The sequence below is a fragment of the Pseudomonas sp. H1_A03 genome (assembly GCF_054685145.1).
In genome coordinates this window covers 3,399,157-3,423,825 of the sequence record NZ_CP162829.1, presented here as the reverse complement: position 1 = coordinate 3,423,825, position 24,669 = coordinate 3,399,157, and the positions used below count along the sequence as shown (strand labels likewise).

Below are 24,669 nucleotides of genomic sequence, written 5' to 3'. Positions count from 1 at the left end.
CCACCCAAGGGAATGAGTTGCCATGACCGCTGAACTGATTGTCGATGCGCGCAATGCCGTGGGCGAATGCCCGGTGTGGGTCCCCGAGGAAAACGCCCTGTACTGGGTGGATATCCCCAACGGCGGCCTGCAACGCTGGAGCGCCGCCACTGGGCATATCGCTGCGTGGACAGCCCCGCAGATGCTCGCCTGCATCGCCCGCACCGATGCGGGCAACTGGGTTGCCGGGATGGAAACCGGCTTCTTCCAGCTCACCCCTCACAACGATGGCAGCCTCGACACCACGCCGCTGGCGAGTGTTACGCACCCACGCGCGGACATGCGTCTGAACGATGGCCGCTGTGATCGCCAGGGTCGTTTCTGGGCCGGCAGCATGGTGCTGAACATGGGTTTGAACGCGGCCGAGGGCGTCCTCTACCGCTACGCGTCAGGCCTGGCGCCCCACGCTCAGTTGGACGGTTTCATGACCCTGAACGGCCTGGCCTTCAGCCCCGACGGCCGCACGATGTACGCCTCGGACTCGCACCCGCTGGTGCAGCAGATCTGGGCGTTCGACTACGACATCGACAGCGGCACGCCGTCCAATCGCCGCGTGTTCGTGGATATGCACAAACACCTCGGCCGCCCCGATGGCGCGGCGGTGGACGCCGACGGCTGCTACTGGATCTGCGCCAACGACGCCGGGCTTATCCACCGTTTCACCCCCGAGGGGCGCCTCGATCGCTCCCTCACCGTACCGGTGAAAAAACCCACCATGTGCGCCTTTGGCGGCAGCCGCCTGGACACCCTGTTCGTCACCTCGATCCGTGATGACCAAAGTGAGCAGTCGCTGTCCGGCGGCGTGTTTGCCCTCAACCCAGGCATCACCGGTCTACCGGAGCCCACGTTCACCCTCTAGCTGCATCGCTGTGACTTGAATACAACAATAACAAGACAGGAATGAAACCCCATGGACTTCAAACGCACCTTGCTCGCCGCTGCATTTTTCACCCTCAGCAGCGCCGCCCACGCGCTGGAAATCAAATTCGCCGACATCCACCCCGCCGGCTACCCCACCGTCGTTGCAGAAGAGAACATGGGCAAAGCCCTGACCAAAGAAAGCAACGGCGAACTGACCTTCAAGTATTTCCCTGGCGGCGTTCTCGGCTCCGAGAAAGAAGTGGTCGAACAGGCTCAGGTCGGTGCCATCCAGATGACCCGCGTCAGCCTCGGCATCGTCGGGCCGGTAGTGCCGGACGTGAACGTGTTCAACCTGCCGTTCGTGTTCCGCGACCAGGCGCACATGCGCAAGGTCATCGACGGTGAAATCGGCGATGAAATCCTCGCCAAGATCACCGACTCCGAGTTCGGCCTGGTGGCCCTGGCCTGGATGGACGGCGGCACACGCAACCTCTACACGAAAAAGCCGGTGCGCAAGATCGAAGACCTCAAGGGCATGAAGATTCGCGTGCAAGGCAACCCGTTGTTCATCGACGCCTTCAATGCCATGGGCGCCAACGGCATTGCCATGGACACCGGCGAGATCTTCAGCGCCCTGCAGACCGGCGTTATCGACGGCGCGGAAAACAATCCGCCGACGATGCTGGAACACAACCACTTCCAGAACGCCAAGTTCTACACCCTTACCGAGCACTTGATCCTGCCTGAACCCATCGTGATGTCGAAAATCACCTGGAACAAACTCACCCCTGCGCAACAGGACATGGTCAAGAAAGCCGCCAAGGCCGCCCAGGCTGACGAGCGCGTGCTGTGGGACGCCAAGTCCGCCAGCAGCGAAGCCAAGCTCAAGGCCGCTGGCGTCGAGTTCATCACCGTCGACAAAAAACCCTTCTATGACGCCACCGCCGCCGTGCGTGCGAAGTACGGCGCGCCTTACGCCGACATCATCAAGCGTATCGACGCCGTTCAATAACGCCCCTCCTCCTAGCAAGGCCAGGCGCGGTCCGCACTGACGCGCCCGGTTACGGTGAACGCCATGAAGAATTTACTGCTGCGCATCAACGACCGCATCTACATGACCTGCATCTGGGTCGCCGGCCTCTCGGTATTGGGGGTCGCCCTGATCATCCCCTGGGGCATCTTCGCTCGCTACGTCCTCGGCACCGGCTCCAGTTGGCCGGAACCTACCGCCATCCTGCTGATGCTGGTGTTCACCTTTATCGGCGCCGCCGCGAGTTACCGCGCCGGGGCGCATATGTCGGTGGCCATGGTTACTGACCGTTTGCCGGCGCAACAACGCCGCCTCGTCAGCATTTTTTCCCAATTGCTGATGGCGACGGTCTGCCTGTTCATGACGATCTGGGGCACCAAGCTGTGCCTGTCCACCTGGAACCAGTTCATGAGCGCCATTCCTACTCTGCGGGTGGGCATCACCTACATGCCGATCCCGATTGGCGGGCTGCTGACGCTGATTTTTGTCGTGGAAAAACTCCTGCTCGGTGACCAGAGCAACCGTCGGGTCGTGCGCTTCGACCTGGTTGAAGAAAGCGAAGGGGCCGCCTGATATGGACGCATTGATTCTGTTGGGCAGCTTTATCGCCTTGATCCTGATCGGCATGCCGGTGGCCTACGCCCTCGGGTTGTCGGCGCTGATCGGCGCGTGGTGGATCGACATCCCGTTCCAGGCCCTGATGATTCAGGTGGCCGGCGGGGTGAACAAGTTTTCGCTGATGGCGATTCCGTTCTTTGTGCTGGCCGGGGCGATCATGGCCGAGGGCGGCATGTCGCGGCGGCTGGTGGCGTTTGCCGGGGTGCTGGTGGGCTTTGTACGCGGCGGCCTGTCCTTGGTGAACATCATGGCTTCGACGTTTTTTGGGGCGATTTCCGGCTCGTCGGTGGCGGACACCGCCTCGGTCGGCTCGGTGCTGATCCCGGAAATGGAACGCCGTGGTTACCCCCGCGAATTTGCCACGGCGGTGACCGTCAGCGGCTCGGTGCAGGCCCTGCTGACCCCGCCCAGCCATAACTCGGTGCTCTATTCCTTGGCAGCCGGCGGCACGGTGTCGATCGCCTCGCTGTTCATGGCCGGCGTGGTCCCGGGCTTGCTGATGAGCGCATGCCTGATGGTGCTGTGCCTGATTTTCGCGAAAAAGCGTGACTACCCCAAAGGTGAAGTCATTCCCTTGAAGCAGGCGCTGAAAATTGCCGCCGACGCGCTCTGGGGCTTGATGGCGATGGTGATCATCCTCGGCGGCATCCTCTCGGGCATTTTCACCGCCACTGAATCCGCCGCGATCGCCGTGCTGTGGGCGTTCTTCGTGACCATGTTCATCTACCGCGACTACAAATGGAGCGAGCTGCCCAAGCTGATGCACCGCACGGTGCGCACCATTTCCATCGTGATGATCCTGATCGCCTTCGCCGCCAGCTTCGGCTACATCATGACCCTGATGCAGATCCCGGCGAAGATCACCACGATGTTCCTGACCCTGTCAGACAACCGCTACGTGATCCTGATGTGCATCAACGCCATGCTGCTGTTGCTCGGCACGGTGATGGACATGGCGCCGCTGATCCTGATCCTTACGCCGATTCTGCTGCCGGTGGTGCTGGGTATTGGCGTCGATCCGGTGCACTTCGGCATGATCATGCTGGTGAACCTCGGCATTGGTTTGATCACCCCGCCGGTGGGCGCGGTGCTGTTCGTGGGCGCGGCGGTGGGCAAGACCACCATCGAGAAGACCGTGAAGGCGTTGCTGCCGTTTTACGCCGTGCTGTTCCTGGTGCTGATCGCCGTGACCTACATCCCGGCATTGTCGCTGTGGCTGCCGAGCGTGGTGCTGTAAACCTCTATCAAATACACATTGAACCTCTGCGTTGGGTCTATTCCATACGGCGGGACACCATGTCTTCATCCTTCATCGAACTCAGCGATCAACTCACCCACCTCACCCTCGCGCCGGCCACGGGTGGCAGCATCGTCAATTGGACGGTACACACCACCGGGCAGCCTTTGCTGCGCCATAACGATGAGCACGCGATAAATACCGGTTTGCCTGGAAAACTGGGGTGCTATCCGCTGGCCCCTTGGTCCAACCGAATTGCCCAAGGGGGTTTCGACAACCCCGACGGCTGGCTGGCCCTGGCGCCCAATAGCCTCACGGACCCCTTGCCGATTCATGGCTCAGCCTGGCAGCAGGCGTGGCAGGTGGTGAGCCAGTCAGCAAGTGAAGTGATAGTGGCGGTGGAATGCGAGACGCCGTTCGCCTATCGCGCCGAGCAGCGCTTTCGATTGAGCAAGGGTGAACTGAGCATTGCGCTGAGCGTGACCCATCTGGCGGAAGCGCCCGCGTGGCATGGCCTGGGATTGCATCCCTACTTGCCACGTCGGCCGGGCACACGCTTACAGGCCGAGGCGTCACAGGTGTGGATGAGTGACGCGTCCAAGTTGCCTACGGTGCTAGCGCCAGTGCCGGATGCCTGGGACTTCCGGGAACTGAAAGCCCTGCCCGAAAGCCTGGTAGACAACGGCTTTTGCCAGTGGGATGGGCATTGCCTGATCGAGCAACCAGAGCTGGGCTATACGCTGGAATGCCAGGCCAGCGGCGCCGATTATTTCCTGCTGTATTGTCCACCGGGGCTGGGGTTCTTTTGCATCGAGCCAGTGAGCCATCCGGTGAATGCTCATCACCTGCCCGGCAGGCCGGGCCTGAGACTGCTGGAACAAAACCAGTCCACCCGCCTCAATTTCACCCTGAAATACAGTCCAACTGTGGGAGCTGGCTTGTCGAATCGTCCACCCGCTGCGATAGACAGAAGTATCTACACATCTTGGGCGAGTCCTCTGCGTAGCAGCTGTCGAGCCCTGGCGAGGCTGCGTTTGCGGTCTGTCTGACACACCGCTGACGCAGCCTCGCCAGGGCTCGACAGCTGCTACGCACTATCACATCTAAAATGTGTAGATACCTATGCTGCGATAGCGGTACATCAGTGAGCGCTGCATCAGCTGACAGAGAGCTATCGCAGCGGTTCAACGATTCGACAAGCCAGCTCCCACATTGACCGCGTTCCGTCAGGGTGGGCTGTTTTTCAGGCGGCCTGCGGTATCGATACTGACAACTACAGACAACCCCGGGCGCAACCGCTCGCTCTCGGCCTGATCCGGATCCACCGTAATCCTGACCGGCACCCGCTGTGCGATCTTCACAAAGTTGCCGGTGGCGTTATCCGCCTGCAACAGGCTGAACTCCGAGCCGGTGGCCGGGGAAATATGCTGCACCGTGCCGTGGAATTTGCGGTGGTTCAGCGCATCCACGGTAAAAGTCACCGGCTGGCCGACCTGCACATTATCCATCTGGGTTTCTTTCATGTTGGCGATCACCCACAGCTGCGGCGGCACCAGCGCCATCAACTGCGCACCGGAGTTGACGTAAGCCCCCAGGCGCACGCCGATCTGCCCCAGTTGGCCGTCACGCGGCGCCGTGATGCGGGTGTTGGACAGGTCGATACGTGCCAACTCCACGGCCGCATCGGCACTCGCCACGGCGGCTTCCAGGGAGCCACGATTGACGATCACCGTCTGCAAATCCTGCCGCGCGATTTCCAGGCTGGCCTGGGCCTGGGCCACTGCTGCAATGGTCTGCGCGTTGGCGGCGCGGGTCACATCCAGCTCGCGCTTGGACACCGAGCCGTCGCTGATCAACGCTTCGTTACGGCGCAGATCGGCCGTGCTCTTGCGCGCCTGCGCCTGGCTGTCCGCCAACGCGGCCTGGCGCAATTTGATCGTGGCCTCGGCGCTGTTGCGCTGTTGTACCACATTGGCCAATGACGCCTTCTGCACCGCCAGCTGCGCCAGCGCCTGGTCCAGGCGCTGCTTGTAGATACGGTCGTCGAGACGTACCAGCAGGTCGCCGGTCTTCACGTACTGGAAATCCTGCACCGGCACTTCGAACACGTAGCCGCTGAGCTGCGGCCCGATAATCGTGACCTGCCCACGCACCAGGGCATTTTCGGTGGTTTCCACCGCACTGCTGAACGGCGGCAATTGCCATGCGTACAGCACGATCAGCACACCGACGATGGCAATCGCGGCAAAGCCCAGGGACGAGATAATCCGCACCCGCAACGGCCGCAACTCGGTAGGCACGGCGCCTGGTGGCGTGCTGCCCTCCGGGGTGGAAGCGATGGCGGTGGTGGTGGTGGTTGAAGGTTCGGTCATGAAGGTGCGCCGCTGGGTTGAACGGGAGTGGTTGCTGCCTTGGTGGTGCTCATCAGCCACAGACTGCGGATAAAGATCCAGCTCATGGTCAGTATCGCGATGATCGCGATCAGCATGAAGACATCGTTGTAGGCCATCACGTTCGCTTCACGGGTGGCCGCCGTGGCGAGGCTGCGAATGCCCATCAGATTACGCAGCTCGGGGTCGGCGACAATACCGCCGTAGGCTGAACCGCCGCTCTGCACTCGCGCGGCCACACGCGGGTCGAGCAGCGTCAGGTGCTCGACGATCATGCTGGAGTGATACTTCTCGCGCACGATCTGGAAGGTGCCAAGCAACGCCGCACCCATCAGGCCGCCGAGGTTCTGGCAAATACCGAACATCACCGAAAAACTCACCAGGTTGCGCGGGTTGGTCAGCACGTTCTTGGTGCCCAGCACCATGGTCGGCCCGAGGAAGAACGTACCGCCGAAGCCTAGCAGGAACTGGCTGATGTACAGATTCTGCGGACGGGTCAGGTTGCTGGAGAAGCTGTCCATCACCGACCCCGTGGCCATCAGCGCCAGGGAAATCACCAGCGGCATCAGCAAGTGCGCCGGGTTGATCGTCAACGCACTCACTACCAGCCCGGCAATTGCCCCAGCCAGCATCACCACGTACAGCGTGTGCATCTGCTGGTAGCTCATGTTCAGCATCTGCATGAAACCCACGGCGCCGGTGGACTGCTCGGACAGCACCATGCGAATCAGCACCACCGCCAGCGCCAGGCGAATCATGGTGCCGCTGCCGAGCCAGCGGGTCATCAGCATCGGGTTGCTGCGGTTATGCTCGATGGCGAGGCCGGCCATGATCAACACCAGGGAGCAGGCCGAGGCCACGCCGATCCACGGGGCTTCCAGCCACCAGTCGATGCGGCCCAGGGACAGCACTGCGCAGAGCAAGGCGACGCCGGTCGCGAGGATGGCGAAGATGAGGAAGTCGAGTTTTTCGAAGGTCTTGAAGCGATCGCCCGGCGGCAACTTGAGCAGGAACACACAGCCCAGGCAGATCAGCGCCAGGCCTAGCTCGAACAGGTACAAGCCGCGCCATTCGGCGATTTGCAGCAAATCTTCGGAGAACAACCGCGCCAATGGCAACGCCAGTTGCGCCGTGCCCAGCCCGAGCACCAGCGCCTTCAAACGCCACTTGGCCGGGAATGCCTGGATCATGTAGTACAAACCCAATGAACTCAGCGCCGCGCCCACCATACCGTGGGCCGCCCGCACGGCGATGGCTGAGCTGAGGTCGTTGACGAACAAGTGGCCGAAAGTGACTAGGGCATAGAGCACCAGGAACACCTCGGTGAATGCGCGCAGGCCGAACTGTTGGCGGAACTTCACCAGCAACAGGTTCATGCATACGTTGGTCATGACATAGGCGGCGGGCAGCCAGGCCATTTCGGCGGTGGTCGCACCGAGTGCGCCTTGCAGGTATTGCAGGTTGGCGATCACCAGCGCGTTGCCCAGGCCCCCGGTGATTGCCACCAGCACGCCGACCATCGCGAACAGCCAACGCTTGTGCGTGGGGTGCAGCGGGGTTGACGGTGAACCGGGGAGGCTTGGCCGCTCGTGGGGTTCCCAGGTGTGGGGGGTGTATGTGTTCATTCGATGACCTAGATGGCCCGACGGGGGAGTCGGTAAAACGGTTACTCAGGGAGTAGTAAACCTGAGCGGAGTTCATCTTGCCATGTTGGGGGTGGAATTGGTCTTGGTGTGGCGGCCTTTAGGCCGGCCTGGGGGGATTGGGTACATATCCGTTTTTGCGGTCATGGCGGCTATTGGTTCCGCCCTTACGGCGGGTCACTTTTGGAAAAGAGCCCCAAAAGTAACCAAAAGGGCTCTTGCCCCAACACTCGGCACCTCGCCTAGGCTCGGTGTGCCGAGTGTTGGGGCAAGAGCGTTTTGCTTACTTTTGCGCTCTATCAAAAGTGAGCCGCCGTAAGGGCGGAACCCATTGCAGCCGTTACCCAAATAACGGATATGTACTCAATCAAACCCAACCCAACCAACTCCAATAAGTCGCCGCAAACACCAACATCAACAGGTACCCAATCAGCGTCACCAGAATCCCCACCTTGGCAAACTGCCGCGCCGTAAACGTCCCAGTCCCCAAACACACCATATTCTGCGGCGCATTAATCGGCAGGATAAACCCATAGCTCATCACAAACCCCAACAGCATGGTCATGCCCAACCGGCTGAAATCCCCCGGCAAGGTCTGCAGCACCGCGATCAAAATCGGCAGCAACGCCGAGGTCAACGCCGTGGCGCTGGCGAATCCCAGGTGAATCAGGATCAGGAATGCGCCGAGGATTGCAAACACACCCAAGGGCCCAACTTGATCCAACCCCGTGTGGGCCACGACAGCAGAACCCAGCCATTGCCCGGCCTGGGTGGTCAGCAGCGCCGTGCCGAGGCTGATGCCAACCCCGAACACAATCACCGTACCCCACGGAATGCGTGACTGCACATCCTTCCAGGTCATCACGCCGATACCCGGCAATAGCAGAAACACCAGCCCGGCGTAGGTCGTGGAGGTGGTGTCGAAACTGTGCAGGCGCCCTTCCGTGGCCCAGGCCAGCAGCAGCAATACCGAAACGCTCAACAGGCGCTTCTGCGGCCCGGTCATGGGCCCTATCTCCACCAGCGACTGCGCCACCGCCTCTTTACCGCCGGGGATGCTGTCGGTTTCCGGCGGCAGCAATTTGAGCACCAGGAACAGCAAGACCGCCGACATGATCAATGCCCACGGCGCGCCGGCGATCAGCCAGTCGATCCATGACACGCGCTGACCCAGCATCTTGTCCATGAAGCCGACCGTCAGCAGGTTCTGTGCGGCGGCGGTCTGGATGCCGACGTTCCAGATGCTGGTGCCCTGGGCGACGACGATCATGATGCCGGCGGCGATATTCGAGCGTTTGTCGACACCAAAGGCCGCGATCACACCCATCATGATCGGCACCACGCAGGCACTGCGCGCCGTAGCGCTAGGCACCACCAGGCTGAGCAGGATAGTCACCGCAATCGCCCCCAGCAGGATGCGCCGGGTGCTGGTGCCGACCCGACTCAACGTCACCAAGGCGATGCGCCGATCCAGGCCGGTGTGGGTCATGGCGGCGGCGATAAACAGCGCGCCGGCCACCAGCGCCAACGCCGGGTTGGAGAACCCGGTAAGGGCCATGCTGATCGCCGGGCTGGTGCCGATCACATGCGTCGGGTCTTGCAGCGACGGCGCGGTACCCAGCAAAAACGCTATCAGCGAAGTGATCATGATCGCGCTGGCTTCATAGGACACCGCTTCGGTGATCCACACCACCACGGCAAACGCGAGGATCGCCAGCATGCGGTGCCCGGCCACCGGCAAGTCGGCGGGCAGCGGCAACAGCAGCACGCCGGTCATTACCAGCACCGCGATAACCAGGCCCAAGGGTAATTTAAAGGATGCCGCGCTCATCGGGTGCTCCAAGGCTCTAGATCAGAGCCCTGAGCATGGGGCAAAACCACCTGCGGCGTGTTGACCTAGGCCAATAACTGACTCAACACCGCGCGCAATTTGCCGGGCTTAACCGGTTTGTTCAACAGCGGTGCTTCGAGGCGACGCAAGGCACGTCGGCATTGGTCAGTACGGTCAGCCGTGATGATCACCGCAGGAATGTGCTGCTCGAAATGCTCGCGCAGGTGCTTGACCACCGCACAGCCCACCACCCCATGGTCCAAGTGATAGTCCGCCAGGATCAGCTCCGGCGCCCTGCCCTGCAAGGCCAGCAACGCACCCGCCTGGTCGGTGGCGGTGACCACTTCGCAGCCCCACTGCCCGAGCAGCGCGCGCATGCTCTCGAGGATGCTCACTTCGTTGTCGATCACCAGCAAACGCCGCCCTGGCAGCGGGTTGCCCGTGGTCGGTTGCACCGGCAACTGGCTGATCGGCAGGGGCATTTCGTCACTCAACGGCACCTCGATGCTGAACATCGAACCCCGCCCCGGCCAGGAACGCACGGCAATCGGATACCCCAGAATCTCGGCAATACGCTCGACAATCGCCAGCCCCAGCCCTACCCCCTTGCGGTCCGAGGCGCGGCCGACGTCGAGCTGGTTGAACTCGAGGAAGATCGCCTCCAGCCGGTCGGCCGCAATCCCGCGACCGGTGTCCCACACTTCCAGGCGCAGGCGATCCCCTCGGCGTCGAGCACCGAGCAGGATGCAACCTTCGTCGGTATAACGACAGGCATTGCTGAGGAAATTACGCAGAATCCGCGTCAACAGCCGCAAGTCGGTATTGATCGCATAACAGCCGGTGCGCACCCGCAGGTTCAACCCGGCCGCCTGGGCCACCGATTGAAACTCCGAGACCAGCGGCGCGAACAGCTCGTCGAGGCGATACAGCGCCACATCCGGTTTGACCGCCGCCTGGTCCAGCCGCGAGATATCCAGCAAATCGGTGAGCAAATCCTCGGCGCCTTCCAGCGCCTGGTGCGTGCGCTCCACCAGCACCTGCTCAACGCTGGGCAACTGTCGCTCGCGCAAGGTGGCGATCAGCAATCGCGCGGCATTCAACGGCTGCAGCAGGTCATGGCTGGCGGCGGCGAGGTATTTGTCCTTGCTGCGGTTGGCGGCCTGGGCGGCGTCACGGGCATCGCGCAGGTCCTGTTCGATCTGTTCGCGCTGGGCGATCTGCTGTTGCAGGTTGAGGTTGGCTTCGAGCAGTTCATCGGTGCGCGCGGCGACGCGCTGTTCCAGCTCATCGTTGAGGCGGATATAGCGGTTGCGCTCGGCCTCCAGCTCGTCCAGTCGCGCGGCGAGTTCCGGGTAATGGCTCTTGCGCGCGGAGTGATTGCCCAGCCCCAGCAACCCCGCGAGGGCGCGTTGCTGGTCCTCAGAGCGCTTCGCCATAGACAACCTCGACGTCGCGCTGGCTCGACTCCCTCGGATTCGTGAGGATGCACGGGTCATGCATCGCATGCTGGGACAGGAACGGAATGTCCGCCACGCGCACGCCATGCAGGCCGAGGGTTTCATGAAAGCCAATCGCATGCTTCAGCGCGATCAGATGCTCCACCAGCCGCCCGCAGATCTGCCGATGATTGAGGCCGCGACAGTCGATACCGAACGTCTCGGCAATCACCTGGAAACGCTCCGGCGCCGAGTTGTAGTTGAACGCCACCACATGCTCCACCAGCACCGCGTTGCACAAGCCATGGGGCAAATCGAGGAAGCCACCCAGGCTGTGGGACATGGCATGCACCGCGCCAAGGATCGCATTGGAAAACGCCAGGCCGGCCTGCATGCTGCCGAGCATGATTTTCTCGCGCAGGGCAATGTCGCCAGGGTTGGCGATCATCTGCACCAGGTTGCCGTTGATCAGGCGCATCGCCTCCAGCGCATGCGGGTCGGTAAGCGGGCCATGGCCGGTGGAGACAAACGCCTCGATGGCATGCACCAGTGCGTCAATACCGGTACAGGCGGACAGGAACGGGTCCATGGTGGCGGTGGTTTCCGGATCGATCAGCGACACGTCCGGCACCACCGCCTTGCTGACGATGGAGAACTTCATGCGTTCCTGCTGGTTGGAGATGATTACGAACTGCGAGACATCCGCCGAGGTGCCGGCGGTGGTTGGGATGAGGATCAGTGGCGGGCTGGGCACACGAATGGTATCCACGCCCTCGAACTCAAGGATGCTGCGCCCGTGGGCCACCACAATGCCGATGGCCTTGCCGCAATCCATCGGGCTACCGCCGCCAATGGCCACGATCACATCGCAGTGGTTTTCGCGGTACACCTCAGCACCGAGCATCACTTCTTCGACGCGGGGGTTGGGCGACACGGCGGTGTACAGGCAGTAGTCGACACCAATGGCTTGCAGGCTGGCTTCCACATCAGCCACCCAACCGGCGGCGATCACCCCGGGGTCGCTGACCACCAGCACCTTGCGCGCGCCAAAGGTCTTGGCATAGTTGCCGACGTTGTGCCGGCAGCCGGCACCAAAGATGATTTCAGGCGAGACGAATTTACGCAGAAGGCTCAGATTTGGGCTCATTGGAAAGCCTGTTTTTATTATTTTGGAAGAATGCGCTCCACACTAACTCATCCGGCTGCGATTGCAATCAGACCAAAGAGGCATCCTTCCTGCAGCACCCGAGATCAGCGGCTAGCGAAGTACATAGTGACTTCGAAGCCGATACGCAGGTCGGTAAACGCGGGTTTGGTCCACATGGGGGTTAGTCCTCTTGTTGTGCCGGAAGATTCCGGTAAGGGCATTAATGCATGGGTGGGTGGAGGAGCGAATGCTACTTTCGAAGTAGCGAAGACACTGCATTAGTCGCGGATAGATGCCAATCAAAATGTGGGAGCTGGCTTGCCTGCGATAGCGCTGGGTCAGATACAAATCAGTCGCTGATACACCGCTATCGCAGGCAAGCCAGCTCCCACAGTGGATTGCATTTCAGGTTTGAGGGTTAGAAGAAACCCAGTGGATTGATGTCGTAGCTCACCAGCAGGTTTTTGGTCTGTTGGTAATGGTCGAGCATCATCTTGTGGTTCTCACGCCCCACGCCCGACTTCTTGTACCCACCAAACGCCGCATGCGCCGGGTACAGGTGATAACAGTTGGTCCACACACGCCCGGCCTTGATCGCTCGGCCCATGCGGTACGCGCGGTTGATGTCGCGGGTCCACAAACCGGCGCCCAGGCCGAACTCGCTGTCATTGGCAATCGCCAACGCTTCGGCCTCGTCCTTGAAGGTGGTCACGCCCACTACCGGCCCGAAGATTTCCTCCTGGAACACGCGCATTTTGTTGTGGCCCTTGAGCAGGGTCGGCTGGATGTAATAGCCGCTGGACAGGTCGCCTTCCAGACGCTCGGCCGCGCCGCCAGCCAGCAGTACCGCGCCCTCTTCCTGAGCGATCTTCAGGTAGGAAAGGATCTTGTCGTATTGCTGCTCGGACGCCTGGGCGCCGACCATGGTTTCGGTGTCCAGCGGGTTGCCGCGCTTGATCTTGACGATCTTCTTCATCACCTCGGCCATGAACGCATCGTAGATCGACTCCTGCACCAGCGCCCGCGATGGGCAGGTGCACACTTCGCCCTGGTTGAAGAACGCCAGCACCAGGCCTTCGGCGGCTTTTTCGATGAATTGCGGCTCGGCCTGCATGATGTCTTCAAAGAAGATATTCGGCGACTTGCCACCCAGCTCTACGGTGGACGGAATAATGTTCTCGGCCGCCGCGTGCATGATGTGCGCGCCCACCGGGGTGGAGCCGGTGAAGGCGATCTTGGCGATGCGCTTGCTGGTGGCCAACGCCTCCCCCGCTTCGCGGCCAAAGCCTTGCACGATGTTGAGCACGCCCGGCGGCAGCAGATCATTGATCAGCTCGGCAAATACCATGATCGACAGCGGCGTCTGCTCAGCCGGCTTGAGCACGATGCAGTTACCGGCGGCCAACGCCGGCGCAAGTTTCCAAGCAGCCATCAGCAGCGGGAAGTTCCACGGAATGATCTGCCCGACCACACCCAATGGCTCGTGGAAGTGATAGGCGGTGGTCAGTTCGTTGATCTCGGCGGCGCCGCCTTCCTGGGCGCGGATGCAACCGGCGAAGTAGCGGAAATGGTCAGCAGCCAGCGGCACGTCGGCGTTGAGGGTTTCGCGCACGGCCTTGCCGTTGTCCCAGGTCTCGGCCACGGCCAGCACTTCGAGGTTCTGCTCGATGCGGTCGGCGATTTTCAGCAACACCAGCGAGCGGTCCTGGGCCGATGTCTTGCCCCAGGCATCAGCGGCGGCGTGGGCGGCGTCGAGGGCCTTGTCGATATCGGCGGCGCTGGAGCGCGGGAACTCGGCGATGACTTCGCCGGTGACCGGCGAGGTATTGGTGAAGTACTCGCCATTGATCGGCGCGACAAACTCACCGCCGATGTAATTGCCGTAGCGCGGCTTGAAGCTGACGATGGCGCCGGGGGTGCCAGGTTGTGCGTAGATCATGGTGAGGCCTCTGTTTGTTGTGGGTGTTGTCTGGGGTGCAGGCGTTGCATCTGCTCGCGTTCGTACTGCGGGTACAGGTGGGTCACGCTGCGGATCAGTTCGTAGCGGCTGAGGTTGATCGCCGCGAAACGTTCGGGGATCGGGCTGCGGATCAGCTCAGGCATATCGCGACCTTGGACGGCGCCGTCACGCAGGAGCTGGTCGAGCCAGGTGAGGTAGTCGCGCATCTGTTCGAAGGGTTTTGCATCCGCCGCAATAGGGCCGTGGCCAGGCACGATCAGGGTCCAGGGCAAGCCTTGCAGGGTGGCGATATCCGCCAGCCACAGTGCAAGGCCCGGTGAATTGGGCGTGGTGAGCGCGCGCTGGTAGAACACCAGGTCACCGGCAAACAGCACGCCGGTCTTCCGGTCGTGTATCGCCAGGTCGGCACCGGTATGGCCGCGCAGGTGCAGCAGTTGCAGGTCGTGGCTGCCGAAGGTTTTTACACCCGCTTGCAACACTTCACTCGGCAACACCACTTCAGTGCCGCGCATCCAGTCGCCAACCCTGCGGTACAGGTTCTCGGCCATGCTGTCGCCCTGCTCGTGCAGTAACTCGGCGGTGCCGGCCAGGGCGCCGATGGGCACCGCCTTGAACGCTTGGTTGCCGAGCGCATGGTCGGGGTGGTGGTGAGTCAGCAACACCTGGATCACCGGCTTATCGGTGACGCTGGCGATGGCCTGTCGCAAGGCTTCGCCGTAGCGCTTGGACGGCCCGGTGTCGATCACCACCACACCGGGTTCGGTGACGATGAACCCGACGTTGACGATGTTGCCGCCATTGTCCTTGCCGAAATTGTCGGTGCTGCCCTCCAGCAGCCAGGTGTCGTCGGCGATCAGGCGGGGTTTCAGGCCGTAATCCAGCTCGGCCAGCACCGGCTGGCTGAGCATGATCAGCCAGAGCAGAATCCAGCGCCGGGTCATGGGATGACCGCTTCGAATTGACTGCCGCTGGTGTCGCGCAAGGTCAAACGCGTGGGGCCGGTGCCTTCGATGTCGAAGGCCAGGTTGGGGTTTTCGCTGACGGCGGGGAACAGTTCCAGGCGCGCCAAGACGGCGTTATCAGCGCCGCGCAACTCAGCGCTGTTGATGAAGAACTCGGGGATACCGCTGACCATGCCGTTATCCATCGGATGGGCAACTTGCAGCTTCACCCGGCTGAATTCGGCGCGCGGGTAGCGCCCGCCGAGCACTTCGCCGAGGTGGTCTTCCCAACCCGCTTGCGTGCGCACCACGCTCGGCGCCGTGCAACCGCCGCCGGCGGCATCGATCAGGGTTGAGCCGACGTGCCACATGCCATCCCGGGTCAACACCGCTGCGCGCAACGGCGTGGCCTGTTCGATGCGAATCCGGATCGACAGCCACGGCAGCACGCGCTGCACCGGCTGGAAGTCGACAATCTGTGGCAGCGGGTTGAGTTCGGCCCAGGCAAGGATCTTCACCACCTCGCCCTTGAACGCACGAGCATCAATCTCCAGCGGCACCTGGCGCGCGTCCTCGGCGAACGGCGGCGCCAAGAGCTTCACGCGCGCGTCGAATACGAACGGCGCATTGTCGAGGAAACGCTGGTGGTAGTAGCCCCACATCACCGAGGGCACCGGGTCGACGGGCGCGCCCCAGGCCAGCATCGGCAAACAGCAGACCCACCACCCACGCAGGCGCATGGCTTACTCCTCGACGTGCACGCTGTCGAGGTAGGTGCGCACCGCCCACAGGGCTTCCTGGCTCAGGTAGTCAGCCATCTTCGGCATGTACACCCGGCCATCGCGCACGGCGCCGTGGCGGACCCGCTCGACAAACCATTCATCCCCGGCGTCACCGGCATCCAGCATGCGCAGGTCGGGGGCGATCCCGCCGGACTTGGCTTCCAGGCCATGGCACGCCGCGCAGTTCTGGTTGTACGCCGAGGCACCGACTTCGACGGCCTTGTCATGCTCTGGGGAGGTGCGATACGGGTTGGTCGCGGCCCAGCCATCGGCGTCCAGCGGCACGCCGGCCTCCTTGATCGGGGTGAGGCCTTTGGTTTCCACGGCCGTTGGGGTCACGTTGCCGTGGGCCCAGGCGGAACCGGCACCTATCGCAGCGGTAAGGAGGCAGGCGGTCAGCAAGGCGTTGCGTTTTGTTGTCATTATTTTTTCCCTCAGGAGTGCACGCAAAACCTCTTGGCAGAGGCTATGGCAACCATCTTAGGAAGCGCCCGGCAGCACCCGAATGCTGCTTTGGTGGGCGGGTTCTCATCCGTTGGTAGCAGGCCTTGTGGGGCACTGCTAAATCAGAGGCGGTTCGGGAAATTGTCCCGGCAACACCGGGACTTTTTCCGTATTCGCCAACCCGTCCAGGCAGCAACCTGTGCAGGCCAAAACCTCCACTGGGAACTGCAACCATGACAATAAGATCGCTACCCGCCCGCTCACCCCTAAGCCTTGCCGTGCAAGCCTTTCTGCTGGTGGGCAGCCTGTCCCTCAGTGCTGCAAGCTCTGCTGCCGCCGAACCTGCGAAGCCAACCCACAACGTCACCTGGGAAGACATCGCCAACGACCACCTGACGACCAAGGACGTGCTGCAATACGGCATGGGCACCAACGCCCAACGCTGGAGCCCCCTGGCCCAGGTCAACGACAAGAACGTGTTCAAGCTCACCCCGGCCTGGTCCTACTCGTTCGGCGACGAGAAGCAACGCGGCCAGGAATCCCAGGCCATCGTCAATGACGGCGTGGTCTACGTCACCGGCTCGTATTCCCGTGTGTTCGCCCTTGATGCGAAGACCGGCAAGCGCCTGTGGACCTACAACCACCGCCTGCCCGACAACATTCGCCCGTGCTGTGACGTGGTCAACCGTGGCGCGGCGATCTTTGGCGATAAGATCTACTTCGGCACCCTCGACGCGCGCCTGATTGCCCTCGACAAAAACACCGGCAAAGTGGTGTGGAACAAGAAGTTTGGTGACCACGCCGCCGGCTACACCATGACCGGCGCCCCGGTGCTGGTCAAAGACAAGGTCAGCGGCAAGGTGCTGCTGATCCACGGCAGCTCCGGCGATGAATTTGGCGTGGTCGGCCAGTTGTTTGCGCGCGACCCGGACACCGGCGAAGAGGTCTGGATGCGTCCGTTCGTGGAAGGCCATATGGGCCGCCTGAACGGCAAGGACAGCACCCCGACCGGCGACGTCAAGGCTCCTTCGTGGCCAGATGACCCGACCACCGAAACCGGCAAAGTCGAGGCCTGGAGCCACGGCGGCGGCGCGCCTTGGCAGAGCGCGAGCTTTGATGCCGAGACCAACACCATCATCGTCGGTGCCGGCAACCCTGGCCCATGGAACACCTGGGCGCGCACCTCCAAGGACGGCAACCCCCACGATTTCGACAGCCTCTACACCTCGGGCCAGGTCGGCGTCGACCCCAGCACAGGCGAAGTGAAGTGGTTCTACCAGCACACGCCGAACGATGCCTGGGACTTCTCCGGCAACAACGAACTGGTGCTGTTCGACTACAAGGACAAGGACGGCAAGGTCATCAAGGCCACCGGCCACGCTGACCGCAACGGCTTCTTCTATGTGGTGGACCGCAACAACGGCAAGCTGCAGAACGCCTTCCCGTTTGTCGACAACATCACTTGGGCCAGCCACATCGACCTGAAGACCGGCCGCCCCGTGGAGAACGAAGGCCAGCGTCCGGCCAAGCCATTGCCCGGTGAAACCAAGGGCAAGCCGGTGGAAGTCTCGCCGCCGTTCCTTGGTGGCAAAAACTGGAATCCCATGGCCTACAGCCAGGACACCGGCCTGTTCTACATCCCGGGCAATCAGTGGAAAGAGGAGTACTGGACCGAAGAGGTCAACTACAAGAAAGGCTCGGCTTACCTTGGGATGGGCTTTCGCATCAAGCGTATGTATGACGACCACGTTGGCACCCTGCGTGCGATGAACCCGACCACCGGCAAGGTGGTGTGGGAACACAAGGAAGCCCTGCCGCTGTGGGCCGGCGTGCTGGCGACCAAGGGCAACCTGGTGTTCACCGGGACCGGCGACGGTTTCTTCAAGGCTTTCGACGCAAAAACCGGCAAGGAACTGTGGAAGTTCCAGACCGGCAGCGGCATCGTCTCGCCGCCGATCACCTGGGAACAGGATGGCGAGCAGTACGTCGGCGTGACGGTCGGCTATGGCGGCGCGGTGCCGCTGTGGGGCGGCGACATGGCCGAGCTGACCAAGCCGGTGGCACAGGGTGGATCGTTCTGGGTGTTCAAGATCCCGAGTTGGGATAACAAGACCGCCCAGAAATAACCCCCTATCCCCGTCGTGGCAGCTGTCGAGCCCCAGCGAGGCTGCGTCCGCGGTGTGTCAGGCACGCCGCCAACGCAGCCTCGCCGGGGCTCGACAGCTGCTACGGCCGGGAGCCTGTTTGAAGAGGTTTCGAGATGAACTACCTGCCTTTATTACTGCTACTGTCCCTACCCTTCGCCCATGCCGACGACGGCGACGACGCCCCCCTGATCATCAACGGTTGCACCATCGCCGAACACAGCCAGTGCCCCGGCGCCAACCTCAAGGGCGCCAACCTGCGCAACCAGAACCTGAGCAAAATGAACCTGGCCGGTGCCGATTTGCGCGATGCGGATTTGCGCCACGCCAACCTGGACCTCGCCAACCTGGAAAAAGCCCAACTGCAAGGCGCCAACCTGACCCGCGCCAGCCTGCAGCAAGCCAATCTGCGCCTGGCCGACTTTACCGGTGCCACGTTGATGGCCGTGCAAGGCTGGGGGATGTTTGCCCAGGGCGCGCAATTCGAAAACGCCAACCTCAGCGCGGCCTACCTGCAATTTGCACGGTTGTCAGGGGCGAAGATGCACAAGGCCAACCTGCGTGCGGCTGACCTGGAAATGACGTGGTTGAGCAAGGCCGACCTGCAAGGCGCGGACCTCAGTGATGCCAATCTGCAGGAGGCCAAGTTCGGTGAAAGCAACCTGGAGAAGGCCACGCTCACGGGGAGTCGCCAGCACTATGCGAACTTTCAGGATGCGCATATGGAGGGCTGCACGGACTGCCCCACAACTTGGGATCGCTGAGACAACGCAATCCAAATGTGGGAACGGCGGTGCGACGATTCGACTTGCTCGCGAATGCGGTGGATCAGTAATGGATTGGGTGACTGACACACTGCATTCGCGAGCAAGCCCGCTTCCACAGGGGATTTGCGTCGCCACTGTCATCCCGCCACCCGCACCACCCCCATATCGATCCCCAAATGCACCAACTCAGCATGGGAACTCACCTGCAGCTTGCTCTTGAGCAAGGTCAGGTAATTGGACACGGTCTTGCTGCTGATACTCAGCTGGGCCGCAATCGAGCGGGCCGGGGTACCTCTGGCGAGCATCAGGAAAATCTCCAGTTCGCGCTGGGTCATGCTCTGCAAACGGCGGTCTGTGGGGTGATAGGCCAGTTGGGTCGCCAGGTCCTGTTCGATATAGGTGTGACCGTCGAGGATGCGCTCTACCGCATCCAGCATCACCGCAGGCGACGCGCTTTTGGTCAGGTAGCCCGATGCGCCCGCCTCCAGAGCCTGGCGCACCAGGGGCAACTCGGCGTGCTGGCTGAAAAACAGCACGCGCAACTGCGGCAAGCGCTGGCGCAGGCGGCGGGTGGTTTCCAGGCCGCTGATGCCCGGCAGGCCGAAGCCGATGATCACAAGGTTGGGCACCGCCTCATGCACGCGCGCCAGGGCTTCTTCGCCACTGGCCGCGTCACGCACCACCACGCCCGGCAGGCCGCTGCGCAACAGCCCGGCATAGCCCAGGCGGACCACGGCGTGATCATCGACCAACAGGATATTCATAATGCCTCCAATGGCAGCGGCTCTCGTCCCATGCTAGAACCCCGCGCCGCGCCGCGACCTACTACTTTGGTACTGGTTTTGCTGTCTATCGTCGCATTCCCAAGGCAGCGGGACTGGCGTGTAATAGGTGCATAACGATAACGACTGGACCCACCATGCTGCCCGTTCGACTGCCCCTAGCGGCCCTGTTGTGCCTGTTCATCACGCACGTACACGCCGACCCACCCCTGTTTTCCGCCGACGGCTACCGCATCAGCCTGTACCGCAGTCCTACGCCCGATCAACTGCCCGGTGCGACCATCGTCGACACCCCGGCCCTGCAAGCCCTGCTCAACCAGACGCCCGCACCGGTTCTGATCGACGTGTACCGGCGCCAGTGGCTGCAAGGCCGTTTCATCGAAGACCAGCCCCACGCCAACCTGCCCGGCAGCCACTGGCTGGCCAACACCGGCGACGGTGACCTCTCACCGGAATGGCAAGGCTATCTCGTGCGACATCTGTACAAGTTCACCGGCGGCAACCTGGCACGCCCGCTGGTGTTCTACTGCCGCTCCGATTGCTGGCTGAGTTGGAACGCGGTAAAACGAGCCGCCGAGCTGGGCTATACCTCTGTGTACTGGTATCGCGATGGCTTGGATGCATGGGAAGCGGCAAACCTGCCAGTGATGGCTGCGACACCCGAACCCTTTGAATAAAAAACCACAACAAGAAGGTGAACGGCCATGTACAAAATTTTGATTGCCGACGATCACCCGCTGTTTCGCGAGGCGATCCACAACGTTATCAGCGACGGCTTTCCCGGCAGCGAGGTGATGGAAACCGCCGACCTGGAGAGTGCCCTCGCCCTGACCCAGGAACACGACGACCTCGACCTGATCCTGCTGGATTTGAACATGCCCGGCATGCACGGCCTCAACGGTTTGATCAACCTGCGCAACGAGTCACCGACCATCCCGGTGGTGATTGTCTCGGCCGAACAGGACAAGCAAATCGTGCTGCAAGCCATCACGTATGGCGCCGTGGGGTTTATCACCAAGTCCTCGCCACGCCTGCAAATGACCGAGGCGATCCAGCAGATTCTCAACGGCAACGTGTACCTGCCGCCGGACATCATCCGCTCCCAGAAAAACACCGGGCAACGGCGCATGAACGACAACCCCGGTTTCGCCCCGGAACTGTTGCAGGCGCTGACGCGCAAGCAACTGCTGGTGTTGGAACGGATGACCAAGGGCGAGTCGAACAAGCAGATTGCGTACACCCTGGAGATTGCCGAGACCACGGTGAAGGCGCATGTGTCGGCGATCCTGCGCAAGTTGAATGTGCATAATCGGGTGCAGGCGATACTCAGTGCCGGGGATATTGATTTCGGCTCCTACCTGCGGCGCTGAACCTCCAGACAGAACACAAAACCAAATGTGGGAGCGGGCTTGCTCGCGAATGCGGTGCATCAGTATCAGATGTGCTGTCTGATACACCCCATTCGCGAGCAAGCCCGCTCCCACATTTAGATTGCCTGTGTCAGGGCCGACTGAGTAGATGACTCATCGCGGTCTTCAGCTTCATCGGCCGCACCGGCTTATGCATCAACGTATGCCCCAGTTCACGAATCTGCTGTTTCAACTCATTGCTGTAATTGGCAGTAATCATCATCGCCGGTATCGCTCGGCCCCGTCGCGCGTTGATGCGGGCCACCGCGTCAACGCCGTTCTGGTCGTTGTCGAGGTGGTAATCGGCAATCAGCAAGTCCGCCTCGGCATGGTAGTTGTCTACCTGTCGCGCCAGGTCCTGCTCCGACAGCGCGGTGACCACCCGGCAGCCCCAGCCTTCGAGCAACGTGCGCATGCCCGCGCAAATCGCCGCGTCGTTATCCAGCACCCACACGCGCGCGCCCTGCAAGCGTTCGAGCATCGGCTCGCTCATGCACGGCGCCGGCAAGGACTTGGGCGCGGTGGCGCTCAACGGCACCTCTACCGAAAACATCGAGCCTTTACCCGGCCAGGATTTGACGCTGATGCGATGGCCGAGAATCCCGGCGATCTTTTCCACGATGGCCAGGCCCAGGCCCAACCCGCGATCCTGGTCGGGGCGCTGCACGTCGCCGCGCTTGAACTCCTGGAAAATCTCCTCCAGACGCTCTTCGGCAATGCCCATGCCGCTGTCCCATACCTGAATCAACACGCGCTGATGCTGGCGTCGGCAACCCAGCACCACGCGGCCCTTGTAGGTGTAGCGGATCGCATTGCTCAGCAGGTTGCGCAGGATCCGCGCCAGCAGCTGGATATCGCTGCGCACCAGCGCCGAGCAGCCGATAAAGTGCAGCGCCAGCCCCTCGGCACGGGCCAGTTCGGTGTATTCGACGGCGAGGTTGTCCAGCAACTCACTGAGGGCAAACGGCGCGATATCGGCCTTGATCACCCCGGCATCCAGCTTGGAAATATCCACCAGGGTGCCGAGCAGGTTTTCCACGTCTTCCAGGGAATTGCTGACGTTGCGCACCAGGGTTTCGCTGGGGCGTTCGAGCAATGCGCTGGTAAACAGGCGCGCGGCGTTCAGCGGTTGCAGCAGGTCATGGCTGACGGCGGCGAGGAATTTGGTTTTCGACAGGTTGGCTTGTTCGGCCTCCCGCTTGGCTTCGCGCAAGCGGGTTTCCATGCGCCGGCGCTCGTCGATTTCCTTGAGCAACTGGTCGTTGAGCGAGGTGAGTTCCGAGGTGCGCTGGGCCACGCGTTGCTCCAGGTGCTGGTAGGCCTGGTGCAAGGCCTCAGCGGTGCGACGGCGTTCGGTGATGTCGCGGATCAATACGAAGATCCCCACCACTTCGCCACTGGCCAACAGGTTCGGCACATAGGAGCGCAGCATGTAGCGCTCCTGGTTGTTGATGTTGGTTTCGGCGAATTCGAACGTCACGCTTTCCCCCGCCAGGGCGCGGGCGACGTAGGCATCCAGGCGCTGGCAATGCTGCTCGCTGTGCACTTCGCGCAGGCTCTGGCCGAGCATCATGCCGCGCGGCCAGCAGTACCATTCTTCATAGACTTTATTGGTGAATTCATAGACCAGCTCAGCGTTCAGGTAGCCGATCAGCGCCGGCACGTTGTCGGTGATCAGGCGGATCCAGCGTTCGCTTTCCTGGGCCTTTTGCGCCGCAGCCTGTTCGCCGCGCAGGGCTTCGGCGCGCAGCCGGGCGTTGATCAGCAGGTGGTTGCTGGCCTTGAGTTCAGCCATCGCCTGGTTCAGCGCATCAGTGCGTTCGCGTACTTGCTCGGCCAATACCACCGAATGCTGGAAGGTGGTGTAGGGGTTGTTGCCCTGGGTCATGCCGGACTCGATGCGCTCGATCAGCGCCGCATTGATCCGCGCCAGCTTGTGGTTGTCCTGTTGCAGTCGCGCCACCTGGGCGAGCAGGTCAGCGTCGGCCTCGGGCAATGGCGACCCCGGTGAAGGTCTGGTTGATGTGCATGCCATTGAACTGTTCTCCGTAGGTGTTGAAGCCCATCACCCGCTGGTCGCTCAGATAGCTGCCGATCTGCTCGAGGGTGCCGTTGTCTTCCAGTTCCAGGCGCCGCAGGAAACAGTCGCAGCCAATGGTCAGCAGCAGGTCGCCAAGGCGCGACTGCAGGCCGTCGAACAGGGTTTGCAGGTTCGGCAGGATCGGGCCGGGCTTCATCGCGGTCAGGACGATGCCGTTTTCCACCGCGCAGTAGAAACTCAGGCTCAGGTCTTCGTGCACCTGCTGGATCGCGCGCACGTAGTACTGGTCGTGGATGCGCACCGCCAGCGGGTGCGCGGCGAAGGTGCGATGGTCGAGGTTGGCCACGGCCACACCGATATGCCGCGCGTATTCTTCGGCGGCAGGCTCGGCGTTGAGTTCGAAGACCCGTCGCGACGGGCTGTCTGCGCCGGTGACCACCAGCTTTTCCGAGCGCGGCAGGATGTGGTGGGTGGTGAACACCTCGAAATCCAGCCAGGTATTGACCAGTACCACCACCGCTGCGCCGCTGTGGAACACGCCGTTGAAGTAGACATGGGTGTGCGTGAGGAAGTTGTCGTCACCCGCCGAACCGCCAAAGTGCGGGATATCGCCCAACGCGGCGCTGAGGGCCGCGAGCACCATTTCTTCTCGGCTGGACAGGCCATCGAGCAGGGTCAGGGCGAAGGTGTTGCCCTTGATCGGCGCCAGCGTATTGCTGCGGCAACCGCCGACCAGGCGTTCGACCATGTCCTGGGCGTTGATCAGGCTGAAGTGTTCCACCTGGTCAATCAGCTCAGTGGCGATGGAAAAGTGCGCGTGGTTGAAGCCCACCGCCGTGATGCAGTTGCGGCCATAGCCTTGGGACGTGATCTCGCCGGCGCTAGTACAGCCGACCACGCGCACGCTGCCGAAGCACTGTTGCAGCGCGTGGCCCAGGGCCTGCAAATCATAGGAGGCAGAGCAGAAAAACAGCACGAAACCCAGGTACGGATGCAACAGTTGCCGCGCCAGCTCTTCGGCGGCCTGCCCGGCATCGGTGGCCTGGGACATGGCACTGACTACGCCTTCACTGTTGTGCATCGTTGGCTCCCCCTCTGAGACACAAGTGTACGAAGGGCCAGGGGGGAGACCTATGCTACTTGGGTACTGGGTGGGGGATGCGATGG

At 62.0% G+C, this 24,669-nt stretch carries 22 protein-coding genes; 9 read left to right on the top strand and 13 right to left on the bottom strand.

The features are described from left to right. Positions 1-22 precede the first annotated feature (22 nt). The 5 genes from AB4O35_RS15845 to AB4O35_RS15825 all read left to right on the top strand — a co-directional run bounded on the left by AB4O35_RS15845 (position 23) and on the right by AB4O35_RS15825 (position 4,834). A complete protein-coding gene (locus AB4O35_RS15845) occupies positions 23-898 on the top strand; it encodes an SMP-30/gluconolactonase/LRE family protein (RefSeq protein WP_065872361.1) in 876 nt (291 codons plus the stop codon). A gap of 51 nt (positions 899-949) precedes the next feature. Continuing rightward, on the top strand, positions 950-1,912 hold the full coding sequence (locus tag AB4O35_RS15840) for a TRAP transporter substrate-binding protein (protein WP_049709053.1): 963 nt from the start codon (positions 950-952) through the stop codon (positions 1,910-1,912). A gap of 63 nt (positions 1,913-1,975) precedes the next feature. Further along, positions 1,976-2,503: a TRAP transporter small permease gene (locus AB4O35_RS15835; protein WP_065889242.1), complete on the top strand. Its 528-nt coding sequence runs from the start codon at positions 1,976-1,978 to the stop codon at positions 2,501-2,503. Between the two features lies 1 nt (position 2,504). Continuing rightward, a complete protein-coding gene (locus tag AB4O35_RS15830; RefSeq protein ID WP_049709055.1) occupies positions 2,505-3,785 on the top strand; it encodes a TRAP transporter large permease in 1,281 nt (426 codons plus the stop codon). A 59-nt stretch (positions 3,786-3,844) separates the two neighbouring features. Beyond that, on the top strand, positions 3,845-4,834 hold the full coding sequence (locus tag AB4O35_RS15825; RefSeq protein WP_083207130.1) for an aldose 1-epimerase: 990 nt from the start codon (positions 3,845-3,847) through the stop codon (positions 4,832-4,834). 177 nt (positions 4,835-5,011) lie between these two features. Here AB4O35_RS15825 and AB4O35_RS15820 read toward each other — a convergent pair whose 3' ends face one another. The 10 genes from AB4O35_RS15820 to pedF all read right to left on the bottom strand — a co-directional run bounded on the left by AB4O35_RS15820 (position 5,012) and on the right by pedF (position 16,338). Beyond that, positions 5,012-6,157: an HlyD family secretion protein gene (locus AB4O35_RS15820; RefSeq protein WP_065872364.1), complete on the bottom strand. Its 1,146-nt coding sequence runs from the start codon at positions 6,155-6,157 to the stop codon at positions 5,012-5,014. Next, positions 6,154-7,800, bottom strand: coding sequence for an MFS transporter (locus AB4O35_RS15815; protein WP_460149087.1), 1,647 nt, complete (start codon positions 7,798-7,800; stop codon positions 6,154-6,156). The genes AB4O35_RS15820 and AB4O35_RS15815 overlap by 4 nt, the downstream gene beginning before the upstream one ends. Positions 7,801-8,185: 385 nt before the next feature. Beyond that, a complete protein-coding gene (locus AB4O35_RS15810; RefSeq protein ID WP_065872366.1) occupies positions 8,186-9,649 on the bottom strand; it encodes a DASS family sodium-coupled anion symporter in 1,464 nt (487 codons plus the stop codon). Positions 9,650-9,714: 65 nt separating this feature from the next. Beyond that, complete coding sequence (locus AB4O35_RS15805) at positions 9,715-11,085, bottom strand: ATP-binding response regulator (protein WP_065872367.1); 1,371 nt, start codon at positions 11,083-11,085, stop codon at positions 9,715-9,717. Further along, on the bottom strand, positions 11,069-12,232 hold the full coding sequence (ercA, locus tag AB4O35_RS15800) for an alcohol dehydrogenase-like regulatory protein ErcA (protein WP_065872368.1): 1,164 nt from the start codon (positions 12,230-12,232) through the stop codon (positions 11,069-11,071). Before ercA ends, AB4O35_RS15805 begins: the two co-directional genes overlap by 17 nt. A 104-nt stretch (positions 12,233-12,336) precedes the next feature. Beyond that, a complete protein-coding gene (gene pqqA / locus AB4O35_RS15795) occupies positions 12,337-12,408 on the bottom strand; it encodes a pyrroloquinoline quinone precursor peptide PqqA (RefSeq protein ID WP_010209364.1) in 72 nt (23 codons plus the stop codon). A 242-nt stretch (positions 12,409-12,650) separates the two neighbouring features. After that, entirely contained in the window at positions 12,651-14,171 is a 1,521-nt protein-coding gene (gene exaC / locus AB4O35_RS15790) for an acetaldehyde dehydrogenase ExaC (protein WP_065889230.1), read from the bottom strand. Beyond that, a complete protein-coding gene (locus tag AB4O35_RS15785; protein WP_065872370.1) occupies positions 14,168-15,133 on the bottom strand; it encodes a quinoprotein relay system zinc metallohydrolase 1 in 966 nt (321 codons plus the stop codon). The genes exaC and AB4O35_RS15785 overlap by 4 nt, the downstream gene beginning before the upstream one ends. Beyond that, positions 15,130-15,873, bottom strand: coding sequence for a quinoprotein dehydrogenase-associated SoxYZ-like carrier (locus AB4O35_RS15780; protein WP_065945896.1), 744 nt, complete (start codon positions 15,871-15,873; stop codon positions 15,130-15,132). The genes AB4O35_RS15785 and AB4O35_RS15780 overlap by 4 nt, the downstream gene beginning before the upstream one ends. A 3-nt stretch (positions 15,874-15,876) precedes the next feature. After that, on the bottom strand, positions 15,877-16,338 hold the full coding sequence (gene pedF / locus AB4O35_RS15775; RefSeq protein WP_065872372.1) for a cytochrome c-550 PedF: 462 nt from the start codon (positions 16,336-16,338) through the stop codon (positions 15,877-15,879). 254 nt (positions 16,339-16,592) lie between these two features. Here pedF and exaA point away from each other — a divergent pair, with 254 nt between their 5' ends. Together exaA and AB4O35_RS15765 are read left to right on the top strand one after the other, a co-directional pair. Beyond that, entirely contained in the window at positions 16,593-18,485 is a 1,893-nt protein-coding gene (exaA, locus tag AB4O35_RS15770) for a quinoprotein ethanol dehydrogenase (RefSeq protein WP_083207129.1), read from the top strand. Positions 18,486-18,619: 134 nt separating this feature from the next. After that, on the top strand, positions 18,620-19,267 hold the full coding sequence (locus AB4O35_RS15765) for a pentapeptide repeat-containing protein (protein WP_065945895.1): 648 nt from the start codon (positions 18,620-18,622) through the stop codon (positions 19,265-19,267). A 140-nt stretch (positions 19,268-19,407) separates the two neighbouring features. On the opposite strand, the gene AB4O35_RS15760 is transcribed toward AB4O35_RS15765, so the two are convergent. Then, positions 19,408-20,034 (bottom strand): response regulator, encoded by a 627-nt coding sequence (locus tag AB4O35_RS15760; RefSeq protein WP_065872375.1) that lies wholly within the window; start codon positions 20,032-20,034, stop codon positions 19,408-19,410. Positions 20,035-20,189: 155 nt separating this feature from the next. Here AB4O35_RS15760 and AB4O35_RS15755 point away from each other — a divergent pair, with 155 nt between their 5' ends. Further along, on the top strand, positions 20,190-20,729 hold the full coding sequence (locus AB4O35_RS15755; RefSeq protein ID WP_065880011.1) for a PQQ-dependent catabolism-associated CXXCW motif protein: 540 nt from the start codon (positions 20,190-20,192) through the stop codon (positions 20,727-20,729). 27 nt (positions 20,730-20,756) lie between these two features. Then, positions 20,757-21,422, top strand: coding sequence for a response regulator transcription factor (locus AB4O35_RS15750; protein WP_065872377.1), 666 nt, complete (start codon positions 20,757-20,759; stop codon positions 21,420-21,422). A 130-nt stretch (positions 21,423-21,552) separates the two neighbouring features. Here AB4O35_RS15750 and AB4O35_RS15745 read toward each other — a convergent pair whose 3' ends face one another. Continuing rightward, complete coding sequence (locus tag AB4O35_RS15745) at positions 21,553-23,496, bottom strand: PAS domain-containing hybrid sensor histidine kinase/response regulator (RefSeq protein WP_065872378.1); 1,944 nt, start codon at positions 23,494-23,496, stop codon at positions 21,553-21,555. Then, entirely contained in the window at positions 23,438-24,583 is a 1,146-nt protein-coding gene (gene nosP / locus AB4O35_RS15740) for a nitric oxide-sensing protein NosP (RefSeq protein ID WP_065872379.1), read from the bottom strand. The genes AB4O35_RS15745 and nosP overlap by 59 nt, the downstream gene beginning before the upstream one ends. Positions 24,584-24,669 lie beyond the last annotated feature (86 nt).

Coding starts and splice junctions, on each gene's coding strand:
- AB4O35_RS15785 (WP_065872370.1), bottom strand. CDS start 15,133: ATGACCCGGCGCTGGATTCTGCTCTGGCTGATCATGCTCAGCCAGCCG.
- AB4O35_RS15840 (WP_049709053.1), top strand. CDS start 950: ATGGACTTCAAACGCACCTTGCTCGCCGCTGCATTTTTCACCCTCAGC.
- AB4O35_RS15835 (WP_065889242.1), top strand. CDS start 1,976: ATGAAGAATTTACTGCTGCGCATCAACGACCGCATCTACATGACCTGC.
- AB4O35_RS15780 (WP_065945896.1), bottom strand. CDS start 15,873: ATGCGCCTGCGTGGGTGGTGGGTCTGCTGTTTGCCGATGCTGGCCTGG.
- exaA (WP_083207129.1), top strand. CDS start 16,593: ATGACAATAAGATCGCTACCCGCCCGCTCACCCCTAAGCCTTGCCGTG.
- AB4O35_RS15755 (WP_065880011.1), top strand. CDS start 20,190: ATGCTGCCCGTTCGACTGCCCCTAGCGGCCCTGTTGTGCCTGTTCATC.
- ercA (WP_065872368.1), bottom strand. CDS start 12,232: ATGAGCCCAAATCTGAGCCTTCTGCGTAAATTCGTCTCGCCTGAAATC.
- AB4O35_RS15815 (WP_460149087.1), bottom strand. CDS start 7,800: ATGAACACATACACCCCCCACACCTGGGAACCCCACGAGCGGCCAAGC.
- nosP (WP_065872379.1), bottom strand. CDS start 24,583: ATGCACAACAGTGAAGGCGTAGTCAGTGCCATGTCCCAGGCCACCGAT.
- AB4O35_RS15765 (WP_065945895.1), top strand. CDS start 18,620: ATGAACTACCTGCCTTTATTACTGCTACTGTCCCTACCCTTCGCCCAT.
- AB4O35_RS15830 (WP_049709055.1), top strand. CDS start 2,505: ATGGACGCATTGATTCTGTTGGGCAGCTTTATCGCCTTGATCCTGATC.
- AB4O35_RS15820 (WP_065872364.1), bottom strand. CDS start 6,157: ATGACCGAACCTTCAACCACCACCACCACCGCCATCGCTTCCACCCCG.
- AB4O35_RS15805 (WP_065872367.1), bottom strand. CDS start 11,085: ATGGCGAAGCGCTCTGAGGACCAGCAACGCGCCCTCGCGGGGTTGCTG.
- pedF (WP_065872372.1), bottom strand. CDS start 16,338: ATGACAACAAAACGCAACGCCTTGCTGACCGCCTGCCTCCTTACCGCT.
- AB4O35_RS15745 (WP_065872378.1), bottom strand. CDS start 23,496: ATGGCATGCACATCAACCAGACCTTCACCGGGGTCGCCATTGCCCGAG.
- AB4O35_RS15825 (WP_083207130.1), top strand. CDS start 3,845: ATGTCTTCATCCTTCATCGAACTCAGCGATCAACTCACCCACCTCACC.
- AB4O35_RS15750 (WP_065872377.1), top strand. CDS start 20,757: ATGTACAAAATTTTGATTGCCGACGATCACCCGCTGTTTCGCGAGGCG.
- AB4O35_RS15810 (WP_065872366.1), bottom strand. CDS start 9,649: ATGAGCGCGGCATCCTTTAAATTACCCTTGGGCCTGGTTATCGCGGTG.
- exaC (WP_065889230.1), bottom strand. CDS start 14,171: ATGATCTACGCACAACCTGGCACCCCCGGCGCCATCGTCAGCTTCAAG.
- AB4O35_RS15845 (WP_065872361.1), top strand. CDS start 23: ATGACCGCTGAACTGATTGTCGATGCGCGCAATGCCGTGGGCGAATGC.
- AB4O35_RS15760 (WP_065872375.1), bottom strand. CDS start 20,034: ATGAATATCCTGTTGGTCGATGATCACGCCGTGGTCCGCCTGGGCTAT.